The sequence below is a fragment of the Candidatus Scalindua japonica genome, assembly GCF_002443295.1.
GTDB classification, from domain to species: Bacteria; Planctomycetota; Brocadiia; order Brocadiales; family Scalinduaceae; genus Scalindua; species Scalindua japonica.
This window is the reverse complement of sequence record NZ_BAOS01000004.1, coordinates 17,913-41,414: the sequence shown is the minus strand read 5'-3', so window position 1 is coordinate 41,414 and position 23,502 is coordinate 17,913. Positions and strand designations below refer to the sequence as shown.

Annotated in this window: 19 protein-coding genes; 5 read left to right on the top strand and 14 right to left on the bottom strand. The window is 37.6% G+C overall.

Features of this window, described 5'->3' with window-relative positions; genetic code table 11:
- Positions 1-137 precede the first annotated feature (137 nt).
- Entirely contained in the window at positions 138-989 is an 852-nt protein-coding gene (locus tag SCALIN_RS02385) for a DNA-3-methyladenine glycosylase family protein (protein WP_096892672.1), read from the top strand.
- On the opposite strand, the gene SCALIN_RS21910 is transcribed toward SCALIN_RS02385, so the two are convergent.
- From SCALIN_RS21910 to thrC, 6 genes are all read right to left on the bottom strand, one after another.
- Positions 986-1,123 carry a hypothetical protein gene (locus SCALIN_RS21910; RefSeq protein ID WP_162532114.1) on the bottom strand — a complete coding sequence of 46 codons (138 nt, stop codon included), beginning with the start codon at positions 1,121-1,123 and terminating at the stop codon, positions 986-988. The genes SCALIN_RS02385 and SCALIN_RS21910 overlap by 4 nt on opposite strands.
- 161 nt (positions 1,124-1,284) lie before the next feature.
- Positions 1,285-1,770, bottom strand: a complete 486-nt coding sequence (gene leuD, locus SCALIN_RS02380) for a 3-isopropylmalate dehydratase small subunit (protein WP_096892671.1) — start codon at positions 1,768-1,770, stop codon at positions 1,285-1,287.
- A gap of 44 nt (positions 1,771-1,814) precedes the next feature.
- Positions 1,815-6,089 (bottom strand): acyl-CoA dehydratase activase, encoded by a 4,275-nt coding sequence (locus SCALIN_RS02375; RefSeq protein WP_096892670.1) that lies wholly within the window; start codon positions 6,087-6,089, stop codon positions 1,815-1,817.
- 61 nt (positions 6,090-6,150) lie between these two features.
- The gene (gene leuC, locus SCALIN_RS02370; protein WP_096893036.1) at positions 6,151-7,413 is read right to left on the bottom strand and encodes a 3-isopropylmalate dehydratase large subunit; all 1,263 of its coding nucleotides are present in this window, start codon (positions 7,411-7,413) and stop codon (positions 6,151-6,153) included.
- A 317-nt stretch (positions 7,414-7,730) separates the two neighbouring features.
- Positions 7,731-8,045, bottom strand: coding sequence for a hypothetical protein (locus tag SCALIN_RS02365; protein WP_096892669.1), 315 nt, complete (start codon positions 8,043-8,045; stop codon positions 7,731-7,733).
- Positions 8,046-8,676: 631 nt separating this feature from the next.
- Complete coding sequence (gene thrC / locus SCALIN_RS02360; protein ID WP_096892668.1) at positions 8,677-10,011, bottom strand: threonine synthase; 1,335 nt, start codon at positions 10,009-10,011, stop codon at positions 8,677-8,679.
- 226 nt (positions 10,012-10,237) lie between these two features.
- Between thrC and SCALIN_RS02355 the strand changes: the two genes are divergently transcribed.
- Both SCALIN_RS02355 and SCALIN_RS02350 read left to right on the top strand, forming a co-directional pair.
- Positions 10,238-10,651 carry a putative sugar nucleotidyl transferase gene (locus SCALIN_RS02355; protein WP_096892667.1) on the top strand — a complete coding sequence of 138 codons (414 nt, stop codon included), beginning with the start codon at positions 10,238-10,240 and terminating at the stop codon, positions 10,649-10,651.
- Positions 10,630-11,481: a hypothetical protein gene (locus SCALIN_RS02350; protein ID WP_096892666.1), complete on the top strand. Its 852-nt coding sequence runs from the start codon at positions 10,630-10,632 to the stop codon at positions 11,479-11,481. Before SCALIN_RS02355 ends, SCALIN_RS02350 begins: the two co-directional genes overlap by 22 nt.
- A 20-nt stretch (positions 11,482-11,501) precedes the next feature.
- On the opposite strand, the gene glmS is transcribed toward SCALIN_RS02350, so the two are convergent.
- Positions 11,502-13,328: a glutamine--fructose-6-phosphate transaminase (isomerizing) gene (glmS, locus tag SCALIN_RS02345; RefSeq protein ID WP_096892665.1), complete on the bottom strand. Its 1,827-nt coding sequence runs from the start codon at positions 13,326-13,328 to the stop codon at positions 11,502-11,504.
- Between the two features lie 122 nt (positions 13,329-13,450).
- Positions 13,451-13,990 (bottom strand): DUF2284 domain-containing protein, encoded by a 540-nt coding sequence (locus tag SCALIN_RS02340; protein WP_096892664.1) that lies wholly within the window; start codon positions 13,988-13,990, stop codon positions 13,451-13,453.
- 318 nt (positions 13,991-14,308) lie between these two features.
- Between SCALIN_RS02340 and lpxD the strand changes: the two genes are divergently transcribed.
- On the top strand, positions 14,309-15,304 hold the full coding sequence (gene lpxD, locus SCALIN_RS02335; protein ID WP_096892663.1) for a UDP-3-O-(3-hydroxymyristoyl)glucosamine N-acyltransferase: 996 nt from the start codon (positions 14,309-14,311) through the stop codon (positions 15,302-15,304).
- Between the two features lie 98 nt (positions 15,305-15,402).
- Here lpxD and SCALIN_RS23650 read toward each other — a convergent pair whose 3' ends face one another.
- Both SCALIN_RS23650 and SCALIN_RS02325 read right to left on the bottom strand, forming a co-directional pair.
- A complete protein-coding gene (locus SCALIN_RS23650; RefSeq protein ID WP_096892662.1) occupies positions 15,403-16,614 on the bottom strand; it encodes a peptidylprolyl isomerase in 1,212 nt (403 codons plus the stop codon).
- A 22-nt stretch (positions 16,615-16,636) separates the two neighbouring features.
- Positions 16,637-17,632, bottom strand: a complete 996-nt coding sequence (locus SCALIN_RS02325) for a methyltransferase (protein ID WP_096892661.1) — start codon at positions 17,630-17,632, stop codon at positions 16,637-16,639.
- 229 nt (positions 17,633-17,861) lie between these two features.
- Here SCALIN_RS02325 and SCALIN_RS23725 point away from each other — a divergent pair, with 229 nt between their 5' ends.
- Entirely contained in the window at positions 17,862-18,389 is a 528-nt protein-coding gene (locus SCALIN_RS23725; protein ID WP_420885411.1) for a DUF5658 family protein, read from the top strand.
- 25 nt (positions 18,390-18,414) lie between these two features.
- Here SCALIN_RS23725 and galE read toward each other — a convergent pair whose 3' ends face one another.
- The 4 genes from galE to SCALIN_RS02300 form a co-directional block, all read right to left on the bottom strand.
- The gene (gene galE, locus SCALIN_RS02315; protein ID WP_096892659.1) at positions 18,415-19,449 is read right to left on the bottom strand and encodes a UDP-glucose 4-epimerase GalE; all 1,035 of its coding nucleotides are present in this window, start codon (positions 19,447-19,449) and stop codon (positions 18,415-18,417) included.
- A gap of 30 nt (positions 19,450-19,479) precedes the next feature.
- The gene (locus tag SCALIN_RS02310) at positions 19,480-20,982 is read right to left on the bottom strand and encodes a B12-binding domain-containing radical SAM protein (protein WP_096892658.1); all 1,503 of its coding nucleotides are present in this window, start codon (positions 20,980-20,982) and stop codon (positions 19,480-19,482) included.
- Positions 20,983-21,066: 84 nt separating this feature from the next.
- Complete coding sequence (gene thiC, locus SCALIN_RS02305) at positions 21,067-22,410, bottom strand: phosphomethylpyrimidine synthase ThiC (protein ID WP_096892657.1); 1,344 nt, start codon at positions 22,408-22,410, stop codon at positions 21,067-21,069.
- Positions 22,411-22,734: 324 nt separating this feature from the next.
- Positions 22,735-23,301 (bottom strand): HD domain-containing protein, encoded by a 567-nt coding sequence (locus tag SCALIN_RS02300; protein WP_096892656.1) that lies wholly within the window; start codon positions 23,299-23,301, stop codon positions 22,735-22,737.
- Between the last annotated feature and the right edge of the window lie 201 nt (positions 23,302-23,502).

Below are 23,502 nucleotides of genomic sequence, written 5' to 3'. Positions count from 1 at the left end.
TATACTGGAGAAATAGTTAGAATTTTTCTATTCATATATAGTAAATTATTGTATCTTTTACAAGTAAATTTTAATCAAAATATCGATACTCAGGTTGTCTTAATTATTTAAATTTAAAGAACATAAGGCAAATTCTCATGGTAAATATAAAGTTAAAAAAATTTAATTTAGAACATACACTCGAATGCGGTCAAATATTCAGAATAAACAGGCTCGAAGAGTGGTATTATGTCAATGCCCAGAACAAATTTTTTAAAATCAGACAGAATGGAAATGAGTTGGAATATCATGGTGTTGACAAAAAGTTTGTCACCCATTTCTTTTCTTTAAATGAAGATTATTCTAAAATACTCAAGAAAATAGATAGAGATAAATATATGCGGGAAGCTATAGAGAGATACCGTGGTCTAAGGATCCTCAGGCAGGACCCATGGGAATGCCTGATCTCATTTATCTGCTCTTCCGCGTCTAACATTCCAAGAATAAAGTCAATCCTTAACGTACTTTCTGAGGACTTTGGAAAACAAATCAATCTGGACAAAGTATGTAATTACTCTTTTCCTATACCCGGGAGCATTAATAATTACAAGAAAATTTTAAGTGCAAAAACAGGCTTCCGCGCAAAGTATATTTTTGAAACAAATAAATCTATGAATATTAAAACCCTAAACTCTTTTAGAACTATGACATATAAGAGTGCAAAAGATGAACTAAAGAAGTTAAATGGTGTCGGAGATAAAGTAGCTGATTGCGTTCTGCTTTTTTCTCTCGGCTTTAACCAGGCGTTTCCTGTGGACACCTGGATTAAGAAGGTAATGCAACTACTGTACTTTGATAATGAAACTGTTTCTAACGAAAAGATCAGAGATTACGCATTAAATTATTTCGGTGATTATGCCGGTTACGCACAACAATTATTATTCATGTTTGCAAGGAATGAACTGCGCACTCCAAACAGGTTAAAACTCTGGAAAGAAGGTAAGCTTTAAGGGCGATTTTCCCCCTCTTTCGACAGGAGTATTGTCAGGCCGGAAAGCAGATACAAGAGCTTTATAAATTTACCGCATTCATCTTTTAAATCATCAATTAAAACAATGTCTATCTTTTTTTTAATTATAGACATTAGCACTACACCCCCCCCATTCTAACCGTTTTATTGCCTTTTTAACTGAGCTATCTTGAATCAATAGGAGCCTGTGTGTAATAATTAAATGTGGTAATTGGGAATGCAATGATTCCAGTGCAGAGACCTCACGAATGAGAGGTCTCTCATAAGCCGGAAATTCAGCGGTTTGCCTTAATATATTCCATAAGCCCCCCTGCCTCGATTATATCTTTCATCTCATCGGCAAAGGGTGTAAACGAATACTCTTTGTTTGTTGACAAATTAGTAATTGTACTGGAACTAATGTCTACTTTAACGTTGTCTCCATCACTTATCTCAGTGCTTGCCGTTTCGCTTTCAAATATTGGTAATCCAATATTGATTGCATTTCTGAAAAATATTCTGGCGAAACTTTTAGCTATTACACAGGAGATTCCTAATGCCTTAATAGATATTGGAGCATGTTCCCTGGAAGACCCACATCCAAAGTTATCTCCGGCTATTATTATGTCTCCAGCACTTGTTTTTTTAACAAAATCCTTGTCAATATCCTCCATACAGTGAGAAGCCAGTTCTTGTTCGTCAGTTGTATTTAAATACCTTGCAGGAATTATTTCATCTGTGTTAACATTGTCTCCATATTTCCAGCTTTTACCATTTATCATAAATAAGCCAACACCTTTCTAAATTAAACTTGCTTACTGCAGAATTAATTCACTGTAGCATGTTCTTTTCTTCTATTCTGTCTGCTTTCCATCCTTTGATATGCCTGGTGTATAAACGCTTCCAAACGGGTCTCCTCATTCGTCTCTTCCTGACCATCAAATGTCAGCTTTAGTAATGGAATTTCGTTATGGTCCTTCTGTAATTTCTCTAAGACCGCATTCACAGCCGTTCCCGGCATGCAATGAAAAGGAATAACGTTTATTATACCGTCATAATCCGACTCAATATATTCAATTGCTCTTCCCATGCTGAGAACAGGATCACCCCTGTATGAATCATGAATATATGATTTACCCTTTGAAATTAATTTCTTTACTGAACTCTCTTTGAAAAGTTTATTTCCGCTTTTCTTAAAAGGAGCTGACATTTTGTGTTCATGGTATTTTTGTATTGCTCCTGTCAGCACCTCTATTGAAAGAGCGTTTAAATCTTTTTCCTTGATGCAATCTTCCCGCCTTATATGAGCAATATAGTCAATCCACTCGCTAAAAGGAGGTACAACCGCTTTACCACCCAGTTTCTCTATTGTCCTTACTATAAAGTTATTTGAATACTCATTACCACGAACATAAGTCTCACCAATAATACCTATTTTTGGTTTCGCTACACTTCTGTCAACCATAACCCTGTTAAAGGCGTCACATGCATCTTTTGCAACCTGTATGAGATCATGTCCAAATTCAATTGCGTGTTCTGCTTTTCTAAGATGCTGTTTATATACTACATCCGAATCACCTTTATGTATTTCGTATGGTCTTATTTCATATAATAATTTTTGCAGATAATCGACAAATACTATTCCATTCCAGGTAAGTTTACGAAAATTGGCCCCTAATCGACTTGTATCTTCCTGGTAGTCATCCCCCTGGTCAAGTGTATAAATCGGTACATGTGGCAGACCAATATCATCCAGGATCATTCTGTGCATTGAATTATACTGACCAAATCGGCACGGGCCCGATGCGGTTGCCATAAAGAAGACACTCCTCTCAGGATCAAAATCAGGACATTTTGCTTTTTTGACAATATCTCCTGTCGTAAGGATCGCCGGATAACACTCTTTTCCGGACGTATGCTTTCTTCCTAATTCAAGACTTGTTTCATCCGGCATTGGCATTGCAACAGCGTTAACACCGTTTGCCCTCATAGCAGCAGCTGCCATAAAGCAGCAATCATTCATATACGGTATGTACATAATCCTTTTCTTGCTTAGCGAACGAGTACGCTTTATGTCTGTATCCTTTTTAAACTTTTTAATTCTCGCGTTTTTGAGGCTGTCAAGAAATGCCTCGCAACGTGTCATTACTCCTGCATCAGCACTATGTTCATCTATGTCTATCATTAAAAATGGTTTTCCGCCAACTTCTTTAGGAAAGAACTTTGAGATGAAAGAGTCCGGACCACACCCGAAATTTGTGATATAAAGAGCGTGCAACCTCTTGTCTTTTGCAATAAATCTTGCTGCAGCTAATATTTTCTGCCCATATTTCCAATACATATTTGGATAATCCCTTGATATATCTTCTAAATCCATAGGTATACAATCCATTGGTATTGCCTGTATACCCATATCTCTGAGTTTTTCGGGCAGATCAAGATTAACACCGGAATCACAGCCGTTATAAGGACGACTGATGATTACCAGTGCACTCTCATCTTCGCCTAAATTGTCTAACACTTCTTTGCCTCTTCTCTCGAGACGATTATAGAAATCTTTTTGTGTTTCCAAGGCTTTTGCTATTGCGCTGGCAGCCTTTCTTCCCCTGACACCAATATCAGCAGCGATCTTACGAAATGTTTTCTGTACATGAGATTCTCCGTATTCAAAGTGAATTATAGGCTGCAACAACTTGAATTTCCGCGATTCCAGATCAACCGCCGATCCAATTATGTAAGGAAGACACTGTATATAAGGACACGCATACGAGTGTGTCAAGTTAGAGGATTCATGGGTCATATTGATGACACTGGGGAGAAAAAGATAATCTATGTCCTTGTCAAGCATATCCACAACATGTCCGTGTGACACTTTTATAGGGAAGCATGTCTCGGTGTTTACATGTTCAATCCCTTTACTGATAACGCTTCTGTTAGTATTCTTAGAAATAACTATCTCAAATCCTAATTCCGTGAAAAACGTTCTCCACATAGGAAACAGTTCGAAGAATGTAGATGCCTGCGGTATACCTATTCGGCCTCGTGACTTAGTTTTATTGTCACGTACCACTGTACTTTTAGTTTTTCGATCTGTATAGTAAGGACCATATAAAAGCCTGCTTCTTTCATTAAACAACCTTGGCAGATTCTTTGATTTTTTTACCTTCTTTTCATCATCAAACTTACCACAGCGACTTCCATAATGAAGCGGAGATTCGCCGGTTATAGAAACTTTTCTTATCTCACATATATTTGAACAGTCCTTGCACACAAATGAAGTTGTCTCGTATTTCCTTCCCCTTAAATCAAAACCCTTAAACCTTGACTCATCCCATGTTTTTTCATCCATAGAAATTATTGCTGAGCCTATTGCACCCATAACATCATGTTGAGGTGGTACAATAATGGTTTTACCGGTCACTTTTTCAAAAGCGGCCTTAACGCCCCTGTTTGCGGCCACTCCACCCTGCAGGAAAATAGTATCTCCTATTTTTCTCTTTTCTACAACACGATTTATATAATTTAATACGATTGAGTAACTCAACCCTGCCAACAAATCATCTTTAGGTACGCCCAACTGCTGATGGTGGTTGAGATCTGATTCCATAAATACCGTACACCTCTCTCCAAGTTGAGATGGGCAACACGAATCTAACGCACGCTTACCAAACTCCTGTTTAATATTAACATCCAGCTTTTCAGATTGTTCTTCAAGAAATGACCCTGTTCCGGCAGCACATACTTTATTCATGGTAAAATCAACTATTGCACCGTTCTCCAGACTTATATATTTTGAATCCTGCCCACCTATTTCGAATATTGTATCAACATCATTATCAACCCATGCGGCCGCTGTCGCGTGGGCGGTTATCTCATTCTTGACGATATCAGCACCAATAAACTCTCCCGTAAGATATCTTCCCGAACCGGTAACACCAACACCCTTTATTATGACATTTTTACCAACCTCTTCTCCTACCTCCAGCAACCCCTGTCTCACTGCCTCGAGCGGTTTACCTGCCGTCATGAGATAACGTCTTGCTAAAACATCTTTGTTCCTGGCAATAACCACAACATTTGTGCTGATTGAGCCAACATCAACACCAACATAAGCCTCCACTTTTTTACCATTTTCCAGAATACGTCTGTCAACATTAATGTCATATTTGTTGCAGTTCAGTTTTTTAAGATTAGAGCTTTTTCCTTTACGATTTTTCAGATAGGTATCGATTGCCTTAAAACCGTTAAAGGGAGAATTAATATTCTTTTCAATTAAAGCCATCGCACACCCTATCGCACCCATAGTATTAAAGTGTTTCGGGATTATGAGCTCTCCTTCATCTAAATCCAGTATATCCTCAAACGATTTAACTATTCCGGCATTTGCCGCAACGCCGCCTTGAAATGCTATTGGCTTTACAAAATCCTTACCTTTCCCGATGTTACTTTTAAAATTCCTTGTAAGCGCATAACACAGACCGGCGACAATATCATGGGCTTCTGTTCCCACCTGTTGAAGGTGGATCATGTCCGATTTTGCAAATACACTGCACCTTCCAGCTATTCTTGGTGGGGTTTTAGACTTTAATGCCATTTTTCCAAATTCTTCTTCTATGGAGACACCGATCCTTGTTGACTGCTGATCTAAAAAAGACCCCGTCCCGGCAGCACACATCGTATTCATAGAAAAATCTGATACTTTCAAGTTGCCAGTTGTTTCATCAGGTTCAAGCATTATCAGCTTTGAGTCTTCACCGCCTATTTCGATAACCGTTCTTACTTCAGGATGTAATACCGATGTTGCCGTGCTTTGTGCAACTATCTCATTTATAAAACTGATGCCTAATATGTCTGCCAAGAGCTTACCACCGGAACCGGTAGCAGCTATCCCTTTGATTTCATCAATTTCAATTCTGTTTACAATTTCTTTAAGGACAATCAACACCGTATCTAACGGTTGGCCATGTGACCTTACATAATGGTTCTCCAGAACTTCCTTATCCTCGTTAATAAGGACAGCCTTTACACTCACAGAGCCTATATCAATTCCAATGTATTTTTTCTGGTTTTTTTGTTGTTTCTTTTCAATTCTGTTTATCACTTTAACAGTCCCCTTTAAAAGGTCACTTCAAAGACGTAAATGTTGTTTTTAAGTTCAATTCTCAATCAATATTTTCAGGATGAGTAATTATTCCCGTAATAGCAGAAGCAGCAGCTACAGCAGGATTACAAAGATAGATTTCAGATTTAATATGGCCCATTCTACCGGCAAAATTTCTATTAGTGGTAGACAAAGCACGTTCCCCTTCTGCCAGAATGCCCATATGACCACCAAGGCACGGACCACAAGTCGGTGTAGAAACAACACCCTCGGCTTTAATGAAAATCTCTATTAAACCTTCTTTTAATGCCTCAAGATATATATCTTGTGTACCAGGGATTACAATTAAACGTATCGACGGATGGATTTTTTTATCTTTAAGGATTTCAGCTGCTACTCTTAAATCAGAAATCCTACCATTGGTACATGAACCTATGACAATCTGGTCTATCTTAATATCTGACAATTCTTCCACCGGACGTACATTTTCAGGCAGATTTGGTAATGCAACTTGAGGTGAAAGGGTGCTGACATCATACTCATAAATTTCATGGTACTTACAATCCGTATCACCGGAGTAAAATTTGTATTCTCTTTGAGCTCTGCCATTAACGTAATCTTCTGTACAATCATCCGGCTCTATAATCCCATTTTTTGCACCGGCTTCTATAGCCATATTGCACATAGCAAGTCTATCGTCCATTGAAAGATTTGTCACAACAGGCCCTGAAAACTCCATAGCTTTATACCTTGCACCATCAACACCAATGTTACCAATAATATGAAGAATCAAGTCTTTACCTGAAACCCATTTGTTGAGATTCCCATTAAAAACAAATTTAATAGTTTCCGGTACTTTTAACCACACTTTTCCGGTTGCATAACATGCTGCCAGATCAGTGCTTCCAACGCCTGTAGAAAAAATACCCATCGCACCATATGTGCATGTATGTGAATCTGCTCCAATCACTAAATCACCGGGAACTACTATTCCCTGTTCCGGTAGTAAGGCGTGCTCAATCCCCACCCGCCCCACTTCAAAATAATTCTTAATTTGATGCTTATGTGCAAATTCTCTGAGTAATTTGGAATTTTGAGCTGATTTAATATCTTTATTTGGTGTAAAGTGATCAGGGACTAAAACAATACTATCAGGATTCGATACATTTTCTACTCCAAGTGTTTCAAACTGTTCAATAGCAATCGGGGCAGTAATATCATTACCCAGGCAGATATCAACATCAGCATAAACAAATTGGCCGGCACTTACATCTTGATTTCCGGAATGTGCTGCAATAATTTTCTCAGTAATAGTCATTCCCATAATTAGCTTAAATACAAATTTGTTAATAATTTTTATAAATATTATATCAGTTATTACATAGGTCAAAAGGATATTTGACTAACGTTTTGAGGAGTTAAAGAGGTGATTAAGTGAATATATACCGCCCTTGAAATAAACCATTATATATATGCTATTATTTATTCAGCTATCAGCCGCAACAATAATGAGTTGCAAGCTCAAGTTCGGATGGATATGAAACCCTTAAAAACCATCATCTAATCAGCGAAAAAACAGGACTGGACATCAATGTCTGATTTTATTTAATACCAACAGGTTATTTAAAAATCAAAAAGAATTTAATTTTCAGAAAAACGCCCTCGTCTTATCGAATTAATCGAAAGAGGATCCTGTAAATATCTACTATGACATTTACAACATAAATCATAACGAAATGTCTTATATTCGATACTATCTATCTCATCCGGATCAAGATGATCACATTCATCATCAACATCATCGTCCACCTCTTCAAAATCGTTTACAAACTCTTCATCTTCACAATCGGTGTCCATTGAGTCACATGCAGAATAAACCTCAATCTTAACAACATATCTATCATCTTCTTCGGGAACTAGTGACCGTCCACACATATCACAGCTATAACGAATCATTTCTGAATACCTCCAATTAGCTTGAATCCATTGTCAAAAATAAGACTTTAAGAAATAGTTATATTCATGAAATCTCTTTTCGCCTGAGCTTGATAAATACATCCAGCTAATATAAATAATAAAAGTACTTTTTCTTCGAATCTTCAATGTAAAAATTATACGATAATGGATTTTTTTGTCAAGTACATAGAGTTTTGAAATAAAAGAACACCGACCGTATGAATGATAGCTATAGATAGTGTTAATATATTTACCTGTAACAAGTTATGACTTTAAACAGAGTAAATTCCATAGTATTTCAGACTATTTGATAATATTCATAACACTATATATTTAAAAAGCTTATGAGACAAGGTGCCTAATCAACAATAATTGTTATTAATTTTAGTTTCGAGTATGTTCCTAAACACATCTAATTTGATTCATTACAATTTATTAAGTTGAAGGTTTATCGGTTAATTGTGAAAAAGCATAGAGTGGATATTGGCAAAACAAACAAAATACTGAAGTACACCGTTAAGGAATGAAAGAAAAACATGGTCTAAATCAATTAACAAACGGAGATATTATGATAGTTTCTTCTTGGATTTTATTATAGATACTATAACGTAAACTACGGTTTATAAAAAAACTAACTGTATTCAGATATTTTGTCAATGATAGCCCTGTTTACTTTGTCATATTCCGGAGGAAGCTCTAAAGGAACATTTGCATATTTTGATTCAACTTCTTCAAGTTTATTTTCATGATATTTTACTTTAAAATCGGTGAATTTCAGTCCATGTGCGGTTGAAATAATCACTATTCTTTCATCCTTCTTAATCTCATTTTTTTCTAAGAGCTTAAATAGCGCAGCCAAAGCAACTCCGGTATGAGGACAGTTAAATAGTCCGGTTTTATCAGCTAACGCAGCGGCATTAGCAAGTTCATCTTCTGTCGCCTGCTCCACAACACCATTAAACAACTTCAGCATCTTGATGGCCTTGTTAATACTGACAGGGTTTCCTATCTGGATTGCGCTTGCAAGCGTCATTTGCGCCTGAACCGGCTTAAATTCTTTAAAACCACTCAAATAGCTCTGATATAAAGGGTTTGCCTTTGCCGCCTGTACACATACAATTCTCGGAAGCTTGTTAATCATACCCAGTTCTTTCATCAGCAGAAATCCCTTACCCAGAGCAGTAACATTCCCTAAATTACCGCCAGGAATGATAATTACGTCAGGAACTTCCCAATCAAGCTGCTGGACCAATTCAATGCTTACCGTCTTCTGCCCTTCAATCCTCAGAGAATTCATTGAATTAGCAAGATAAATATTATTCTCTCTACATATTTTCTGGACTATTTCCATGCATCCATCAAAATCAGTATCAAGCGAAAGCGTTAATGCCCCGTTGGCAATCGGTTGAATTAATTGTGCAGTGGAAACTTTATTTTTTGGCAAAAACACAATTGCAGGGATACCTGCAGCGGCACAGTAAGCAGATAGTGCAGCAGAAGTATCACCCGTTGAAGCACACGCTACCCCCATTATGTCCTTCCCTTCTGAAATCATCTGCTTAACCATGGAAACCAATACGGTCATACCCAAATCCTTAAACGAACCTGTATGAGCGTTTCCACACTGTTTGATCCATAAATCTTCTGTACCAATAATATTCCCAAGGCGTTCGGCCCAGAATAAATTACTACCACCCTCATAGAGAGATACTACGTTTTCATTATCTACATTGGGACAAACCATCTCTTTTTTTCCCCAGACGGAGCTCCCGAAAGGCCATTTAGTTCTTCTATAACGCTCGTCTAGAAGCCTCATCCAGGAACCGGGACTTCGATGTTTCAATTTCTCAATATCATGCTTCACCTCCAATAGGCCACCACATGTTTTGCAATTGTATATTATCTCATTTAATTCATATCGCTCATTACAGCCTGAAGCGCATTGAAACCATGCTTTATAGCTCATATTTCACCTTTTCCATCCATTGCTTACACTAGTTAATCGCGGAGTAATTACGATCTAAGTGAGTTCAATAATTAAAAATTTTTTACAGATTTTCATCTGTACTGTTTCATTTAAATGAGATTATCTGGAAACTCAAAGTAATTATAAAATGCCTGATATTTTTTACAAGGAAAATATAACTTCATTCATCTTGACAATTTAACAAGTACAAAGTATCCTCTTAATTATGAAAAGCTTATGTGTTTTTGAAGATGGCTCATATCAAAACTTCCTACCCCTGGCTTACAACAGACCTGTTTATGAACTACGTTGCGGCATGTACAGTTTTCTTGAAAGAATAACCATCCAGTATCCTGATACAGACATCAGTCTTTATTGCAGAGAATATCTTAAAAATTTTCTTGACGAAATTTATCCTCATAGTTTAAACAATAACGAAAGCAACATCCAAAGCTGTTTATTTATCAACGGCAGGCTCTTAATGTCTTCACCAATTGCTATTTCCGGTGAAGAAGAGATTGGTATTAATAACAACACTATCGTTTATGCAAGGCTGCTCAGGAAAAATTGCATTTCAATAACACCGGATACATTTTTAGATAAAGATTTGACTTATGAATTAAAAAAAAATTTAAAGTAAAGGAAGTCAGTGCAAGGCTTATACAATATCCATGGGACTTAATTCACATCAACAAAGAACAGCTTACAACGGATATTACATCATACATAGAAAACAAGCCCATAAAGGAAAATAAACATATTGGAGTACATTTTATTAAAGGTTCTCAAATAATTACAGGAAAGAACTCAATAATTAAACCAGGTTGTGTTCTTGACGCTGAAAATGGTCCAATTTTTATAGGCAATGAAGTGAAGATATCTTCAAATAGTGTAATTGAAGGCCCTGCGTTTATTGATGACAACGTAACTATTCATGCCCTTTCTAGAATTCATGCCGGATCAAACATAGGAAAAGTGTGCAAGATAGGCGGAGAAATCACAAATACGATAATCCAGGACTATACAAACAAACAGCATGATGGATTCCTTGGTGATTCTTATATAGGTTCATGGGTTAACCTGGGGGCAGGAACCGTAAACAGTAATCTTACAAATATATATGGCTCGGTTAAGCTCCAATTGTATGACAAAATCATAGATTCCGGACAAACATTTCTTGGAATGATAATGGGTGATCATACAAAAACTGCAATAAACACAAAGTTTACAACCGGAAGTATTATTGGCTTTGCCTGTAACATACTCCTGACAAGTACTCCCCCAAAATTTATACCCTCATTTTCATGGTACTCTGACAATCTTACAAGGGCATACGACATAAAAAGAGAACTTCAGGTAGCAAAACGAATGATGGCAAGGCGTAACAAGAAAATGACACGTAATGGAGAAAAAGTATTCAAGACTATTTTTACTTTAACTGAAAAAGAAAGAAAGCTACATGACAATTAAATCCCAAAACTGATAAGTGGTTATTCCACAGTAACGCTTTTAGCCAGGTTACGTGGCTTGTCAACATCACAGCCCCTCATCACGGCCATTTGATATGCTAGCAACTGGAGTGGGATTACAGACAATATTGGCACTAATGCATCAATTGTCTCCGGGATAAAAATAACATGATCTACCATCTTTGATATTTCACCGTTTCCTTTGCTTGCTATCGCAATCACCCTGCCACCTCGTGCTCGGACCTCTTCAATATTACTCAAGACCTTTGAATACACCTTGTCAGTAGTAGCAACGACAATCACCGGCATATTCTTATCAATAAGCGCTATTGGCCCGTGTTTCATTTCTGCTGCAGGATAACCCTCTGCGTGTATATAAGATATCTCCTTCAACTTCAGAGCCCCCTCTAACGCGACAGGATAGTTGTAACCTCTCCCCAGGTAGAGACAGTTATCACTATCTTTGTAAAGTTCAGCGATTTCAGTTATTTGATCATTATTATCAAGAATTGACTTAACTTGCTCCGGAAGTACTATTAATTTATTTGCCAGATCGCTATCCAATATCTCTTCCTTACCTCTAATTCGGGCCATAAAGAGAGTAAACATGAACAATACCACAATTTGTGAGGTAAAAGCTTTTGTTGAAGCAACACCGATTTCAGGACCAGCATGGAGAAAGATACCACAATCCGCAGCCCTCGCGATACTACTGCCAACCACATTGCAAATTGACAAAATGAGAGCCCCCTTCTTTCTAGCTTCGTGAATTGCGGCCAGTGTATCCGCTGTTTCACCAGACTGGCTTATCGCAATTACCATTGTATCAACTTCTATAACAGGATCTCTATACCGGAACTCTGAAGCATATTCCACCTCAACAGGTATTCCTAAATGTTCCTCAATCATGTACTCGCCTATCAGGCCGGCATTCCACGAAGTACCACACGCCACTATTATAATACGCCTGATTTTGAGCAGATCATTTTCATGATCTTTCAAGCCGCCCAGGTGTACAAGACTACTATTTTTTTCAAATCTGCCCAACATCGCATCACGTATAGCTTCCGGTTGTTCATAGATTTCCTTAAGCATAAAGTGTTCGTATCCACCCTTTTCAATTTTATCCAGATTCCATTGGACCTCATCAACCCTTTTAATAATCTGAACGTTGTCTATGTCAGTCGTACTCATACCATCCTTTGTCAGTACGGCAATCTCATTATCATCCAGATAAACAACTTCTTTAGTATATTCCAGAATTGCGGCAACATCTGAAGCAACGTAATGCTCTCTCTCTCCTATACCTACTATTAAAGGGCTCCCATGTCTTGCCGCTACCAGTTTGCCGGGATCTTCCGCACTGATTATAGCCAATCCATAAGCACCCTCAACCTCCTTCAGAGCAGTTCTGACAGCATCTTCCAACACGCCTTCGAAATGACTTTCTATAAGATGTGCAATCACCTCAGAGTCCGTTTCACTTTTAAAAACATGACCTTCTTTTTCCAGTTTTGCTTTCAGATAATTATAATTCTCAATAATACCATTATGTACAATCGATATCTTTCCTGAGCAATCAACATGAGGATGTGCATTTTCAATTGTAGGCGCTCCATGAGTTGCCCATCTCGTATGAACAATGCCTGATGTAGCTTCTTTAAACCTGCCATCTATCTTCTTCTCTAATTCACTGACAAAACCCACAGATTTTTCACAAAGTATTTTACCATCATCAAACACTGATATCCCGGAAGAATCATAACCTCTATATTCCAACCTTTTAATCCCATTAATGAGAATTGGTTGAGCACAGTTTTCGCCAATATATCCTACAATTCCACACATATACACACCCTTTAATTTATTTTATGGTAGATTAAACGACAGGAAATCCACCTTAATTTATTACCAGTTATTGGTGAATTCGTCCTTATTCCACCCTACCTCTTTTGTTGTCTTTATTACGGTTACTCCAATAATATCATACCGAAATATTTAACATATTCTGTCTTATGTTCAAGAAATTTTATCTCAAAACCATTATTGCGAACCGTTTTAAAGACGTCTATTCCACATGCTTCCATTGACGGCCTTACGTCTTTGGGCATTATACACGTCCCATCCACATCACATACCGCACAATGTGGACATGGTCCGGCATTAAGAGAAAATGCCTTATAAAAACCGGCAAAATTTGCTTTATGTTCAATTTCAAGAAGCATCTCCTCAAATTGTTTTGCGGGAGGTTGTCCTTCTATCAAAATAGCACTTTCATAACATTCTAATAACTCACGAGTCTCTTTATAAGTTGGAGTATATGGAGGGCAGGCTTTGTATTTCCCAAATTTTGGGCAACCAAACCTGCACTTCAACTGCACCCATGGTTCCACGACAATGCTTTTTGTAGAAATTAACTTAGAAAATGTTGCGCCTAAATTAATAGTCTCGTCACATAGCAAAGTGATTTTATCTTTACTTGTACAATCATCAATTTTAGATTCTATCATGTCAGTGCTTTATTTCACCTTTATTTAGAGCCATTCGGACACGTACTCGTTAACATACTATTCTGAATCAGGTTCAACTTGAGAATTATTTGCACAACGCTATTATCCTTATTAAGCGTAATTAAATTTCTAACAAGAGTCTCTTCACTTTCTTCAGAATAACAGGAAGTAAAGGAAATGATATTCTGTTAGAATAGTATTGCCATATTTGCCTATTGTCAACATGAAAGTTAAATTTGACAGTATTATATTCCTGTGATATAAGATTAGCTCAATTCTCTAGCTAATTTGATATCATCTACATCATAATATATCATTATGAAATATACTATAAAACAGATCAGCGAAATTATTGGCGGTAAGGTGCTTGGAGATGGCAATCTGATCGTCACAGGTGTTTCAAGTATTGAAAATGCTGAAAAGGGCGACATAAGCTTTATAAAGAATGAACGACTCGTAAGTAAAGTTCTTCAAACAAATGCATCCGCGGTGGTATCACACAGACTAATTGAAGAATCTAAGAAAACATTTATTATCACCGACAACCCTTTTCTCGCGTTTATTAAACTACTTAAGGTTATTTCTGATAATAAGCAGCAAAGGCCGCGAGGGATTCATGAATCAGCAGTAATCTCTAATGAGTCTTCGGTTGGTGACAATATATCTATCGGAACAAATGTTGTAATTGAAGGTAATACACAAATAGGCAAAAATGTAATCATATACCCTAATGTTTTTATAGGTACAAACTGTAAAATCGGTGATGATTCAATTATTTATCCGAATGTTACGATCAGGGAAGAAGTTACAATAGGTGATCGCGTAGTAATCCAATCCGGAGCGTCTATAGGAGATGACGGTTTTGGTTATCTCCAAATAAAAGGCAAGCACGTAAAGATACCTCAGGTAGGAACTATTGAAATTGGTAATGATGTATCAATCGGATCACACGTAACAATCGCACGTGCCGCGCTTGATAAAACTATCATAAGCTCCGGTGTCAAAATTGATAACCACTCCCATATTGCTCATAATTGCATTATCGGTGAGGACTCTATGTTAATTGCCTATGCAAAGCTGGCCGGAGGCGTAAAAATAGGTAAAAATGTAATAATTGCGGAGGATGTAGGTATTACTGATCACGTAGAAATTGGTGATAAATGCATGGTAGGCGCGGCTTCAAATGTTTATAAAAGTATAAAGCCGGGGTCTGTCATCTGGGGTTCGCCCGCAAAACCAATTACTTTTGAAAAAAGATTACAGGTTTTAATAAAAAAACTTCCGGATATTTACAGGAAAGTAAAAGGGTTATGATCCTCTCTCATCGGTTTTTCTTTATCACAAATGGTAATAACGAGAAACCGATGAGTAGAGAACGCAATGAATGAAAATATTACTCTTTATAATGGAACTTAAAGCATAATTTCTATTTTTGCCTTGTCATACAACTCCTTTAAAAGACTTTCGGTTTTGATCTGCATAAATACAAAATCAACCATATCTGTAACATCTTCGTAATTAACATCTTTTCCTTCTTCCTTCTCAGTCACCTTAATTATATGATATCCAAACTCTGTCTCGACTGGGTCACTAATCTCTCCAACATCCATCGCATAAGCAACTTTTGCAAATTCTTCTACAATAGAACCTTTTCTTTGAAAGAAACCGATGTCGCCTCCATTTTCTGCGGAAGGACAATTTGAGTACTTTTTTGCCATCTCAGCAAAATCAGCACCTTTATCTATCTCCATCTTTACAATGTCAATCATCTTTTTTGCTTCTGCCTTTTCAGCATCCGTTTTCATGCTTTTAGTATCAATCAATACATGGCTTGCCTTTACCCTTGAACCATTAAACGCATCTTTATTTGCATTGAAATATTCTCTTTTGTCAGCATCGTTAACCGTTTTTTCCAGGTATTTGCTTAGAGCAAGGGCCCTGCTCACTTCATCTTCCAACTCTGACACACTTGATCCCTGGGTTTCAAGTATTTCCTCCAGTGGCTTGTCTTTATTAGCAGGATTATTTTGCAAAAAGAACTTTATTTTTTCAATCTCAGCCTGAACGTCTTCCTTGCTGGTATTTATATCTTGTTTATCAACAAATTGTCTGAGTAGTTCTTTTTTTGTTAACTGGCTGACAACCTGCATTTTAATTGTATTTGTCACGTCCTGATTCATTCGTCTGAAAACATTCAACCTTTTATCAAAGTCTAGACGTAAAATCTTTTCACCATTTACCGTAGCGATAACATCACTTTCCTTTTCCACAACAGCTTCAGCACTTTCATCTGGTTTTACTTTTTCCTCTGCTACAGCAGAAGCTACTACCTCTTTGACAGTCTCTTCTGCTTTCTTAACAACATCTTTTATCCCTTCTACGGGCGCAGACTGAGTGACAGAATCGGTTATTTGACTATTTACTGCTGTTGGAAATGCCTTTACATTTTCTTCAGCTTTGGCTTTCTTTTCTGCTATAGCCGCTGTACTCTCTTTTACATTAGCTTCTGCTGTAGCAGTTATTGCTTCAGCTTTTACCACTGCATTATCACTTGCAAACAGAAAATTATTTGTCTGCAAAATAAACAAAAACAGTATTATTGGTGTAACAATCATTCTATACATCTTTTTCTCTCCTTAATTGTATTTATAACTTATATCCAATTATCAACCCTGAATCCATACTCAGATCAATTCTCTTTATGTTTTTAAAACCTGCCTTCTTAAGCCACTCCTTCATCTCAACCGCAGAATACGAAGAACCATTCTGGGTTCCCATTAACATATTCAGACTAAATAGTGCACTGAATAGAGGTGTCGTCTTTGCAGGATTCAATATAAATTCCTGAATTACGACTATACCTTTTTTTGTCAAGGAATCCCAACACTTTTTTAAGATTGTACGGTTCTCAACTACGTCATAAATGTGTAATAAATTTGAGACTAAGACAATATCATACAACTCTTTACCAAAATTATCCTCAAGGCAATTACCGGCCTTTGTAGTAATTTTACCAGTAAGTTCTGATTTTTTAATATATGCTCTGGCAATCTTAATTACATCAGGAAGGTCAAAGACAACAGCCTGCAGATTCTTATTCTTCTCTGCAAAACGCACTGCATACGTACCCTGCCCCCCCGCAAGATCCAGTAGTTTTCTATATTTCCCTAATTCGACTTTTTTGTATATCTGATCGGCCTGTATCGTAGCAATGTTATGCATAGCCCTGATAAATACCCCTAATCTCTTTTTATCAACATTTTTCTTTGCATTAAAAAATGCCGTTGGCTTACCGGTCTTTACAGCAGTGTTTAAGCGAGACCAGTAATCACACATATTATTAAAGTGGCAAATCCGATCTCCCTGGAAGAAAGGACTGTTTTTCACCAAACAACGCTTGGAAATTGTAGTATTTATATACTTTTGCTTATTTTTTTTTAAAAGTTTGAGCGAGACTAGTGCATTCAGCAACATCTCCGTTGCTCTAATATCAGTCCTGAGTTCTGCGGCAATATCCTTACCACCTTTTCCTCCTCTATCAATCAACGTGAATAGATCTAACTCAACAGCTACAAAAAGGACCTGAGACTTCCAATAGCCATAGCTTAAATCATTCAGATATTGAACATCATCACTATTCATAAACCAATATTTTCCCAATGCTTATATAAGTTGTCTTCTTTATTGTACATTAGTTAAAGTCTAGAAACATGTATAATAACAAAGTAGTTAAATAATAACAGTTGAAATCCAGTGAAATTTTGTTTCTAATCTCCATAAAAGTCTAGTAATGAATTTCGATCAAATCGGTTCGGTTTTCGTTGGACACTATTTCCTTGTAGAACATATTGCCATACGAACGAACTAATCAATGTTTGTGTCGAGTAAGAAACGTTACCAGCCCATACAATATATTTTTTTCTCTATGGAATTACAATCACCTTCAGAATCTGAAAAAAACCGGTCAAACGACACTGATAGAAGGCAAGAAGAAGGTGCGCCAGGATTACGGTATCTGTTTTTTGGCCGACGAAAGACAATTCGAAGAAGAACAGATCATCAGGAAAGTTATTTTCTTGATCATTTCAGCGTGAGAGTTTTCAGCATAATCATTGTGATAATTCTTTTAAGTGTAACAGACGCCATGCTGACTCTCCATTTAATTAGTAAAGGAGCCGCAGAAATAAACCCAATAATGGAACATTTCCTTCAATATGGCACGTTGCCATTTCTTACAGCAAAATATCTCCTAACAACAGCTTCTGTGACTTTACTGCTAATTTATAAAAATGTTCATATTTTCGGCACAAAAATTCGTGCTAAATATCTGTTTATCTTAATTCTTCTGATTTTTATTTCAGTAGTCCTATGGGAGTTGTATCTGATTTGGTTTCAATGAGTTCCCGTTTATACCATGCATTACTTTAAAGCTTTATCTTAAAATTTATTTTTTTCAAATGTTTTTGCCATTTCCAGGCTGAGCTTAATGAATCTTCTAACGAGTACCTGCATGTCCAGTTAAGAACACGGTTTGACTTGTCCGCATTAGCATAAATAGCCGGCACGTCTCCATCTCGCCTTGGAACAAATTCATAATTAAGCTTTTCACCGGTTACTATTTCAAAGGTTTTTACCAATTCCGTTACAGAGTGCCCTTTTCCAGTGCCCAGGTTAAATCGGGAAACTCGCTCTTCCTGTTTGCCTAAGTACCCTAGTGCCTTTACATGCGCATTTGCCAAATCTGTAACATGAATGAAGTCTCGTATGCAGGTCCCATCCGGTGTCTCATAATCGTTTCCAAAAATAGAGAGTTTATCTCTAAGGCCTATTGCTGTTTGTGTTATAAATGGCACCAGATTATCCGGCTTGCCGATTGGCAACTCACCAATTCCGGTTGACTCATGAGCACCAATTGGATTGAAATAACGAAGTAATGTAGCTTTGATTTCACATGAATCAGCTACATCAGAAATAATCTGTTCTGACATAATCTTGGTCTGCCCGTAAGGGCAGTTTGGTTTTTGCAACATAGTATTTTCATCGACTTGTATCTTTCCTTCAGGGATTCCATAAACAGTACATGACGAAGAAAAGACAAGATTACCAATACTATATTCATTCATCAATTCCAATAATACAAGTAATGAATTAAGATTGTTTTGATAGTATAAAACTGGTTGTGCCACAGACTCACAAACAGACTTGAAGGCAGCAAAATGAATCACCCCTTTAATGTTATTGTTTGCTTTAAAAACGTCATTAAATGCACTTTTGTCAGCACAGTCAATCTGATAAAACTGAGGTTTATGACCCAGAATTTCACCTAACCATGAATAGACATCAGCATAAGAATTAGAAAGATTATCAACTATGATAGGTTCAAACCCATTATTTACTAATTCAACAACCGTGTGTGAGCCAATATATCCCAGCCCCCCTGTTACTATGATTTTCTTCATAAGGTCATTTTAACAATAAAAAAATCTGCTTTAAGTAAAGACAGGATTGTCCTCAAAGGATTTTAACGCCATTTCAAAATGGTCAATCAGTTTTTTGTTCATCTGCCTGGAAAAAAGATCATCTTCTTCATATACACAAGAATCAAAATGTACATTAAATTCATCTCTGTTCCGGAATAGATCTCTAAGCGACTTAAGGCAAAAACTGTTTATATCATCAGATAACGCTTTGACAGACTTATCCTTAAATTCATACGAACATTCATACATTGTTCCGGAATCCGTATTGGGGCCATAGTACTTCTGTTCAAAATCGAATGTTCCCTTAAATATTGTCTGCTTATGGTGCAAGAGGTGTGCAGTAATACTTGGTGTTCTCAGCATATTCATTTCTTTAAGAAATTCAAAATTTTCCCTGACATCCGTAATTGTTGAATCCGGATCAAACATAATGAATCCGTAATTCGGTTCAATACCATACTCTCTGAGTAGATAAATTGCATTCTTATTGTCCTCTACCGTTGTATATTTTCTGAATTTATCCAAAGACCTCTGGCTACCGCTTTCAATGCCAAGGAAGACCTCTTTCAGACCTGCCTTAACCAAAGCAGAAATAGTTTTCTCCTCTACATCATTAACCCTGCATTCTATTCCAAAATTTATATTCAGTTCTTTATCTACAATCAGGTTTGCGAGTTGACACGCGCGTTCTTTCCCATTCCTGCCGGGACCAAAAAAATTAGCATCGGCAAAATAGAAATATTTCTCTCCATAATTTTCATAAATATTACAAATCTCTTTAAAGATATTTTCAGGGCTTCTCCCCCTCCAGTACGATTCGTCACCATAGAAATTATCCAGATAACAGAAGGTACATTTTCCATAACATCCTCTACTGGCGAGTATATAGGTAGAAATACCCTTTTTTTTCTTTTGTTTAAAATCGTTACGATAAGGAAAAGGGAGTTTGTCAAGATCTGAAACCGGCTTTCCAGGTCGGTTCTGTACAACGCCACTTTCCACTGTAACTCCATCTGCCTTACTATTTGCTGCGTTAAAAGCAAGGCCGTTTATTGCGAGCAAAGCAGAATGGCCCTTGTTGTTTACAATTGACTCGGCAAGTTCCAGAAATGCACCCTCAGGCTCACCTATGGTTATCGAATCAACAAAAGGGTTTTCTGCCAATAAATCTCCTGATGCAAATGTGGGAAAGTGGCCGTAAAGGTTTATGTGGATATCAGGGAGCTTCTTCTTAAGGCTTAAAAGAGCTTTAAACATATCTCCGGTATATTCCCATAAATAGACAAAATGAACACCTAATAGTTTAAAGCTTCTTTTTTCCAGTTCCTGAATCATTTTAGCGAAAGACCACTCGTTCAGGTTCGCATCTACGACATTCACTTCAAGGTGCCGCGATATCAGCGTAGAAGCAATGTAGCCTGTCATCAGACAGGCAGATAGCGGAGTATTGACAACAGATTCATATCTTTCAGGTGGTCTTGGCCTTGGATGCTCTAATAAAACTATGGACATGTCTCATGTTTCCAAAGATTAATAAACAAGGATAAATTCTGCACATCATTCAGGAAACCATTAAACCGTCGCTACAATTCATATTTAAAAGCCATTTCCCGATACAGCCGCAGCGTAACTCTTCTTTCTGCTCCCTTTAAGGTCATCTTCGTAATATTCCATCACACCCTTTAACGAACAGACCGAGCCGCACATTGTGCATGTCTCCTCTTCCATAGGCGGCCTGCTTTTTCTGATCTCCTCAGCTTTTTCTGAAGTGATAGCAGTTTCAAACTGGGTTTTCCAGTCAAGGTCCCTCCTGGCAATTCCCATTTTTAAATCCTGGTTTTTAACTTTATCCTTAAGTTTCACCATATCTCCAACGTGAGCGGCGACTTTCGCTGCCATAACACCCTCTCTAACATCATCAGGGTTAGGAAGCGCAAGATGCTCAGGAGGGGTAACATAACAGATAAAATCAGCTCCATAACGTGATGACAAAGCAGCACCAATTGCAGAAGATATATGATCATATCCCGGTGTTACGTCAGTAGTAATAGGGCCAAGCATGTAAAACGGTGCGTTATTGCTCATCCTCTTCTGTATAATAACATTAGCCTCTATTTCATCTATCGGTATATGCCCGGGGCCTTCAACAATTATCTGAACGCCTTTGCTCTGGGCATATTCAGCAACCTCGGAATTCATAATCAATTCCTGGATCTGAGCCCTGTCGGTACTGTCATGTACCGCCCCGGCTCTCAGACCATTCCCCAGGCTTAAAATCACGTCATATTTCTTCATTATATCAATGAGCCTGTCAAGTTCTTCATATAGTGGGTTCTCTCTCTTATTATGGTTCATCCATGCGGTCAAGAATGATCCTCCCCTGCTTACAAGGCCACCGTATCTATAACCCTGCTTTCTCAAGCGTTCCAACGTAATCATATTTATACCACAGTGAATAGCCATAAAACCGATTCCATCCTGTGCCTGCCGCTCAATAATCTCAAAAAGGAAATCAGACTCCATCTTTACAACAGAACCTTTCTTATCAATAGTCTCCATTGCTGCCTGGTAAAGAGGCACAGTCCCAACCGTTAAACCGATTGAGTCAAGAACCCTTCGCCTTATCTCACCTAAGTCACCACCGGTAGAAAGCTCCATCAGAGTATCAGCACCGGCCTTCTCAGCAACCTTGGCCTTTTCTACTTCCATATCAAAGTCAACTATATCCGGAGAGGTCCCAATACTTGCATTTATTTTTGTTCTCAGGCCCTGTCCAATACCTACAACCTTGGATTTTCTCTGAGTATTACCATATATAACAATGTGGCCATTAGCAATTCCGTCACGTATAAATTCAGGGCTGACATCATCAAAGACAGCAGCCTCTTTCATCTCTTGTGTAATTTCGCCTTCTCTGGCCCTGTCAAGTTGTGTCTTCATTTAAATATTCCCCTTTCGATTTCTATAAAAACGTACTTCCTTAAATAAGTTAAGGAAAACCACCGCTAAACGCCCTCTTTGAGAAGGAGGGGAAAGGGGTGGTCATCGGATTAATAAGTTTACCTTAACTTATTGAGTAATTACATAAAAACTATCCAAAACGAGTTAAAATTTTAGGATAATAAGTAATGATTGTCAAAATATTTCTTTAAGTCAATAATTTCACAGATTTATACTATAAATTAGCACAAACAATCTTCTGAAACTTCTCAGTTGTAATAATTATAATGTAATATTAAAAACCAATTCACAAATCGCAGAAAATTACTTTTTATCCTTAAGCCTCTTCCACCACTCATTCGGGTCTGACTGTATTAAAATTGACAGCAGCTTTTTTGAGGACTCACACCTTAGTCTATCATCAGCTCTGTCAAGCCAATCAACAGCGGCATCAAATCCTTGAACCTGATACTCTCTGGCCTGCATTGCGCACTCCAGTATGTCCGCGTCTCTGGCAACAATACTCTCCCTGCTCTTCTGATTTGTCAACTCGCTCAGCACATCTCCTATCTCATCTCCTATCGCACCTTTTAACGACCCCAGCTGTTCCTGGGTTGCTTTTTCTCCACCCTCTTCAAGGTTTATGTATCTTTGTGCTATTTTGTGAAGATCGTTAGTCCTGGCCTCGTGCACATCATGGAAAAGACACATCATGATTACTTTAGACGCGTCAACCCTTTCTAATTTTGCCAATATGTATCCTAAAATAGTACAACGAAAAGAGTGTTCAGCTACGCTCTCAGGTGCTTTGTTCCCAAACAGCCGCCATCCGCTTCTCTCTACATTCTTCAAGAAACCCACTTCAAATAAAAAGTTTACGATTTCCTGCATTATATTACCTCCTGGTAATTGTGTTCTTTCTGTTTTAACGAATCATATTAAGTAATAGTTATTATCCGTTGTCCTGCATCTCAAGGGCCGGAAGCACAGTAATTAAGTGCATCCAGACACCGCTTTCAGTACTACTCTTCATCCGTTGAAAACCTGGAAATGTCAATAGTTGGTCAAAACCTGCTTGACAAAGACCATCCC

What these genes read in the sequence shown, in the direction of transcription:
- SCALIN_RS02385 (WP_096892672.1), top strand. Translation starts at nt 138, where the DNA reads ATGGTAAATATAAAGTTAAAAAAATTTAATTTAGAACATACACTCGAA.
- SCALIN_RS21910 (WP_162532114.1), bottom strand. Translation starts at nt 1,123, where the DNA reads ATGTCTATAATTAAAAAAAAGATAGACATTGTTTTAATTGATGATTTA.
- leuD (WP_096892671.1), bottom strand. Translation starts at nt 1,770, where the DNA reads ATGATAAATGGTAAAAGCTGGAAATATGGAGACAATGTTAACACAGAT.
- leuC (WP_096893036.1), bottom strand. Translation starts at nt 7,413, where the DNA reads ATGGGAATGACTATTACTGAGAAAATTATTGCAGCACATTCCGGAAAT.
- SCALIN_RS02365 (WP_096892669.1), bottom strand. Translation starts at nt 8,045, where the DNA reads ATGATTCGTTATAGCTGTGATATGTGTGGACGGTCACTAGTTCCCGAA.
- thrC (WP_096892668.1), bottom strand. Translation starts at nt 10,011, where the DNA reads ATGAGCTATAAAGCATGGTTTCAATGCGCTTCAGGCTGTAATGAGCGA.
- SCALIN_RS02355 (WP_096892667.1), top strand. Translation starts at nt 10,238, where the DNA reads ATGAAAAGCTTATGTGTTTTTGAAGATGGCTCATATCAAAACTTCCTA.
- glmS (WP_096892665.1), bottom strand. Translation starts at nt 13,328, where the DNA reads ATGTGTGGAATTGTAGGATATATTGGCGAAAACTGTGCTCAACCAATT.
- SCALIN_RS02340 (WP_096892664.1), bottom strand. Translation starts at nt 13,990, where the DNA reads ATGATAGAATCTAAAATTGATGATTGTACAAGTAAAGATAAAATCACT.
- lpxD (WP_096892663.1), top strand. Translation starts at nt 14,309, where the DNA reads ATGAAATATACTATAAAACAGATCAGCGAAATTATTGGCGGTAAGGTG.
- SCALIN_RS23650 (WP_096892662.1), bottom strand. Translation starts at nt 16,614, where the DNA reads ATGTATAGAATGATTGTTACACCAATAATACTGTTTTTGTTTATTTTG.
- SCALIN_RS02325 (WP_096892661.1), bottom strand. Translation starts at nt 17,632, where the DNA reads ATGAATAGTGATGATGTTCAATATCTGAATGATTTAAGCTATGGCTAT.
- SCALIN_RS23725 (WP_420885411.1), top strand. Translation starts at nt 17,862, where the DNA reads ATGTTTGTGTCGAGTAAGAAACGTTACCAGCCCATACAATATATTTTT.
- galE (WP_096892659.1), bottom strand. Translation starts at nt 19,449, where the DNA reads ATGAAGAAAATCATAGTAACAGGGGGGCTGGGATATATTGGCTCACAC.
- SCALIN_RS02310 (WP_096892658.1), bottom strand. Translation starts at nt 20,982, where the DNA reads ATGTCCATAGTTTTATTAGAGCATCCAAGGCCAAGACCACCTGAAAGA.
- thiC (WP_096892657.1), bottom strand. Translation starts at nt 22,410, where the DNA reads ATGAAGACACAACTTGACAGGGCCAGAGAAGGCGAAATTACACAAGAG.
- SCALIN_RS02300 (WP_096892656.1), bottom strand. Translation starts at nt 23,301, where the DNA reads ATGCAGGAAATCGTAAACTTTTTATTTGAAGTGGGTTTCTTGAAGAAT.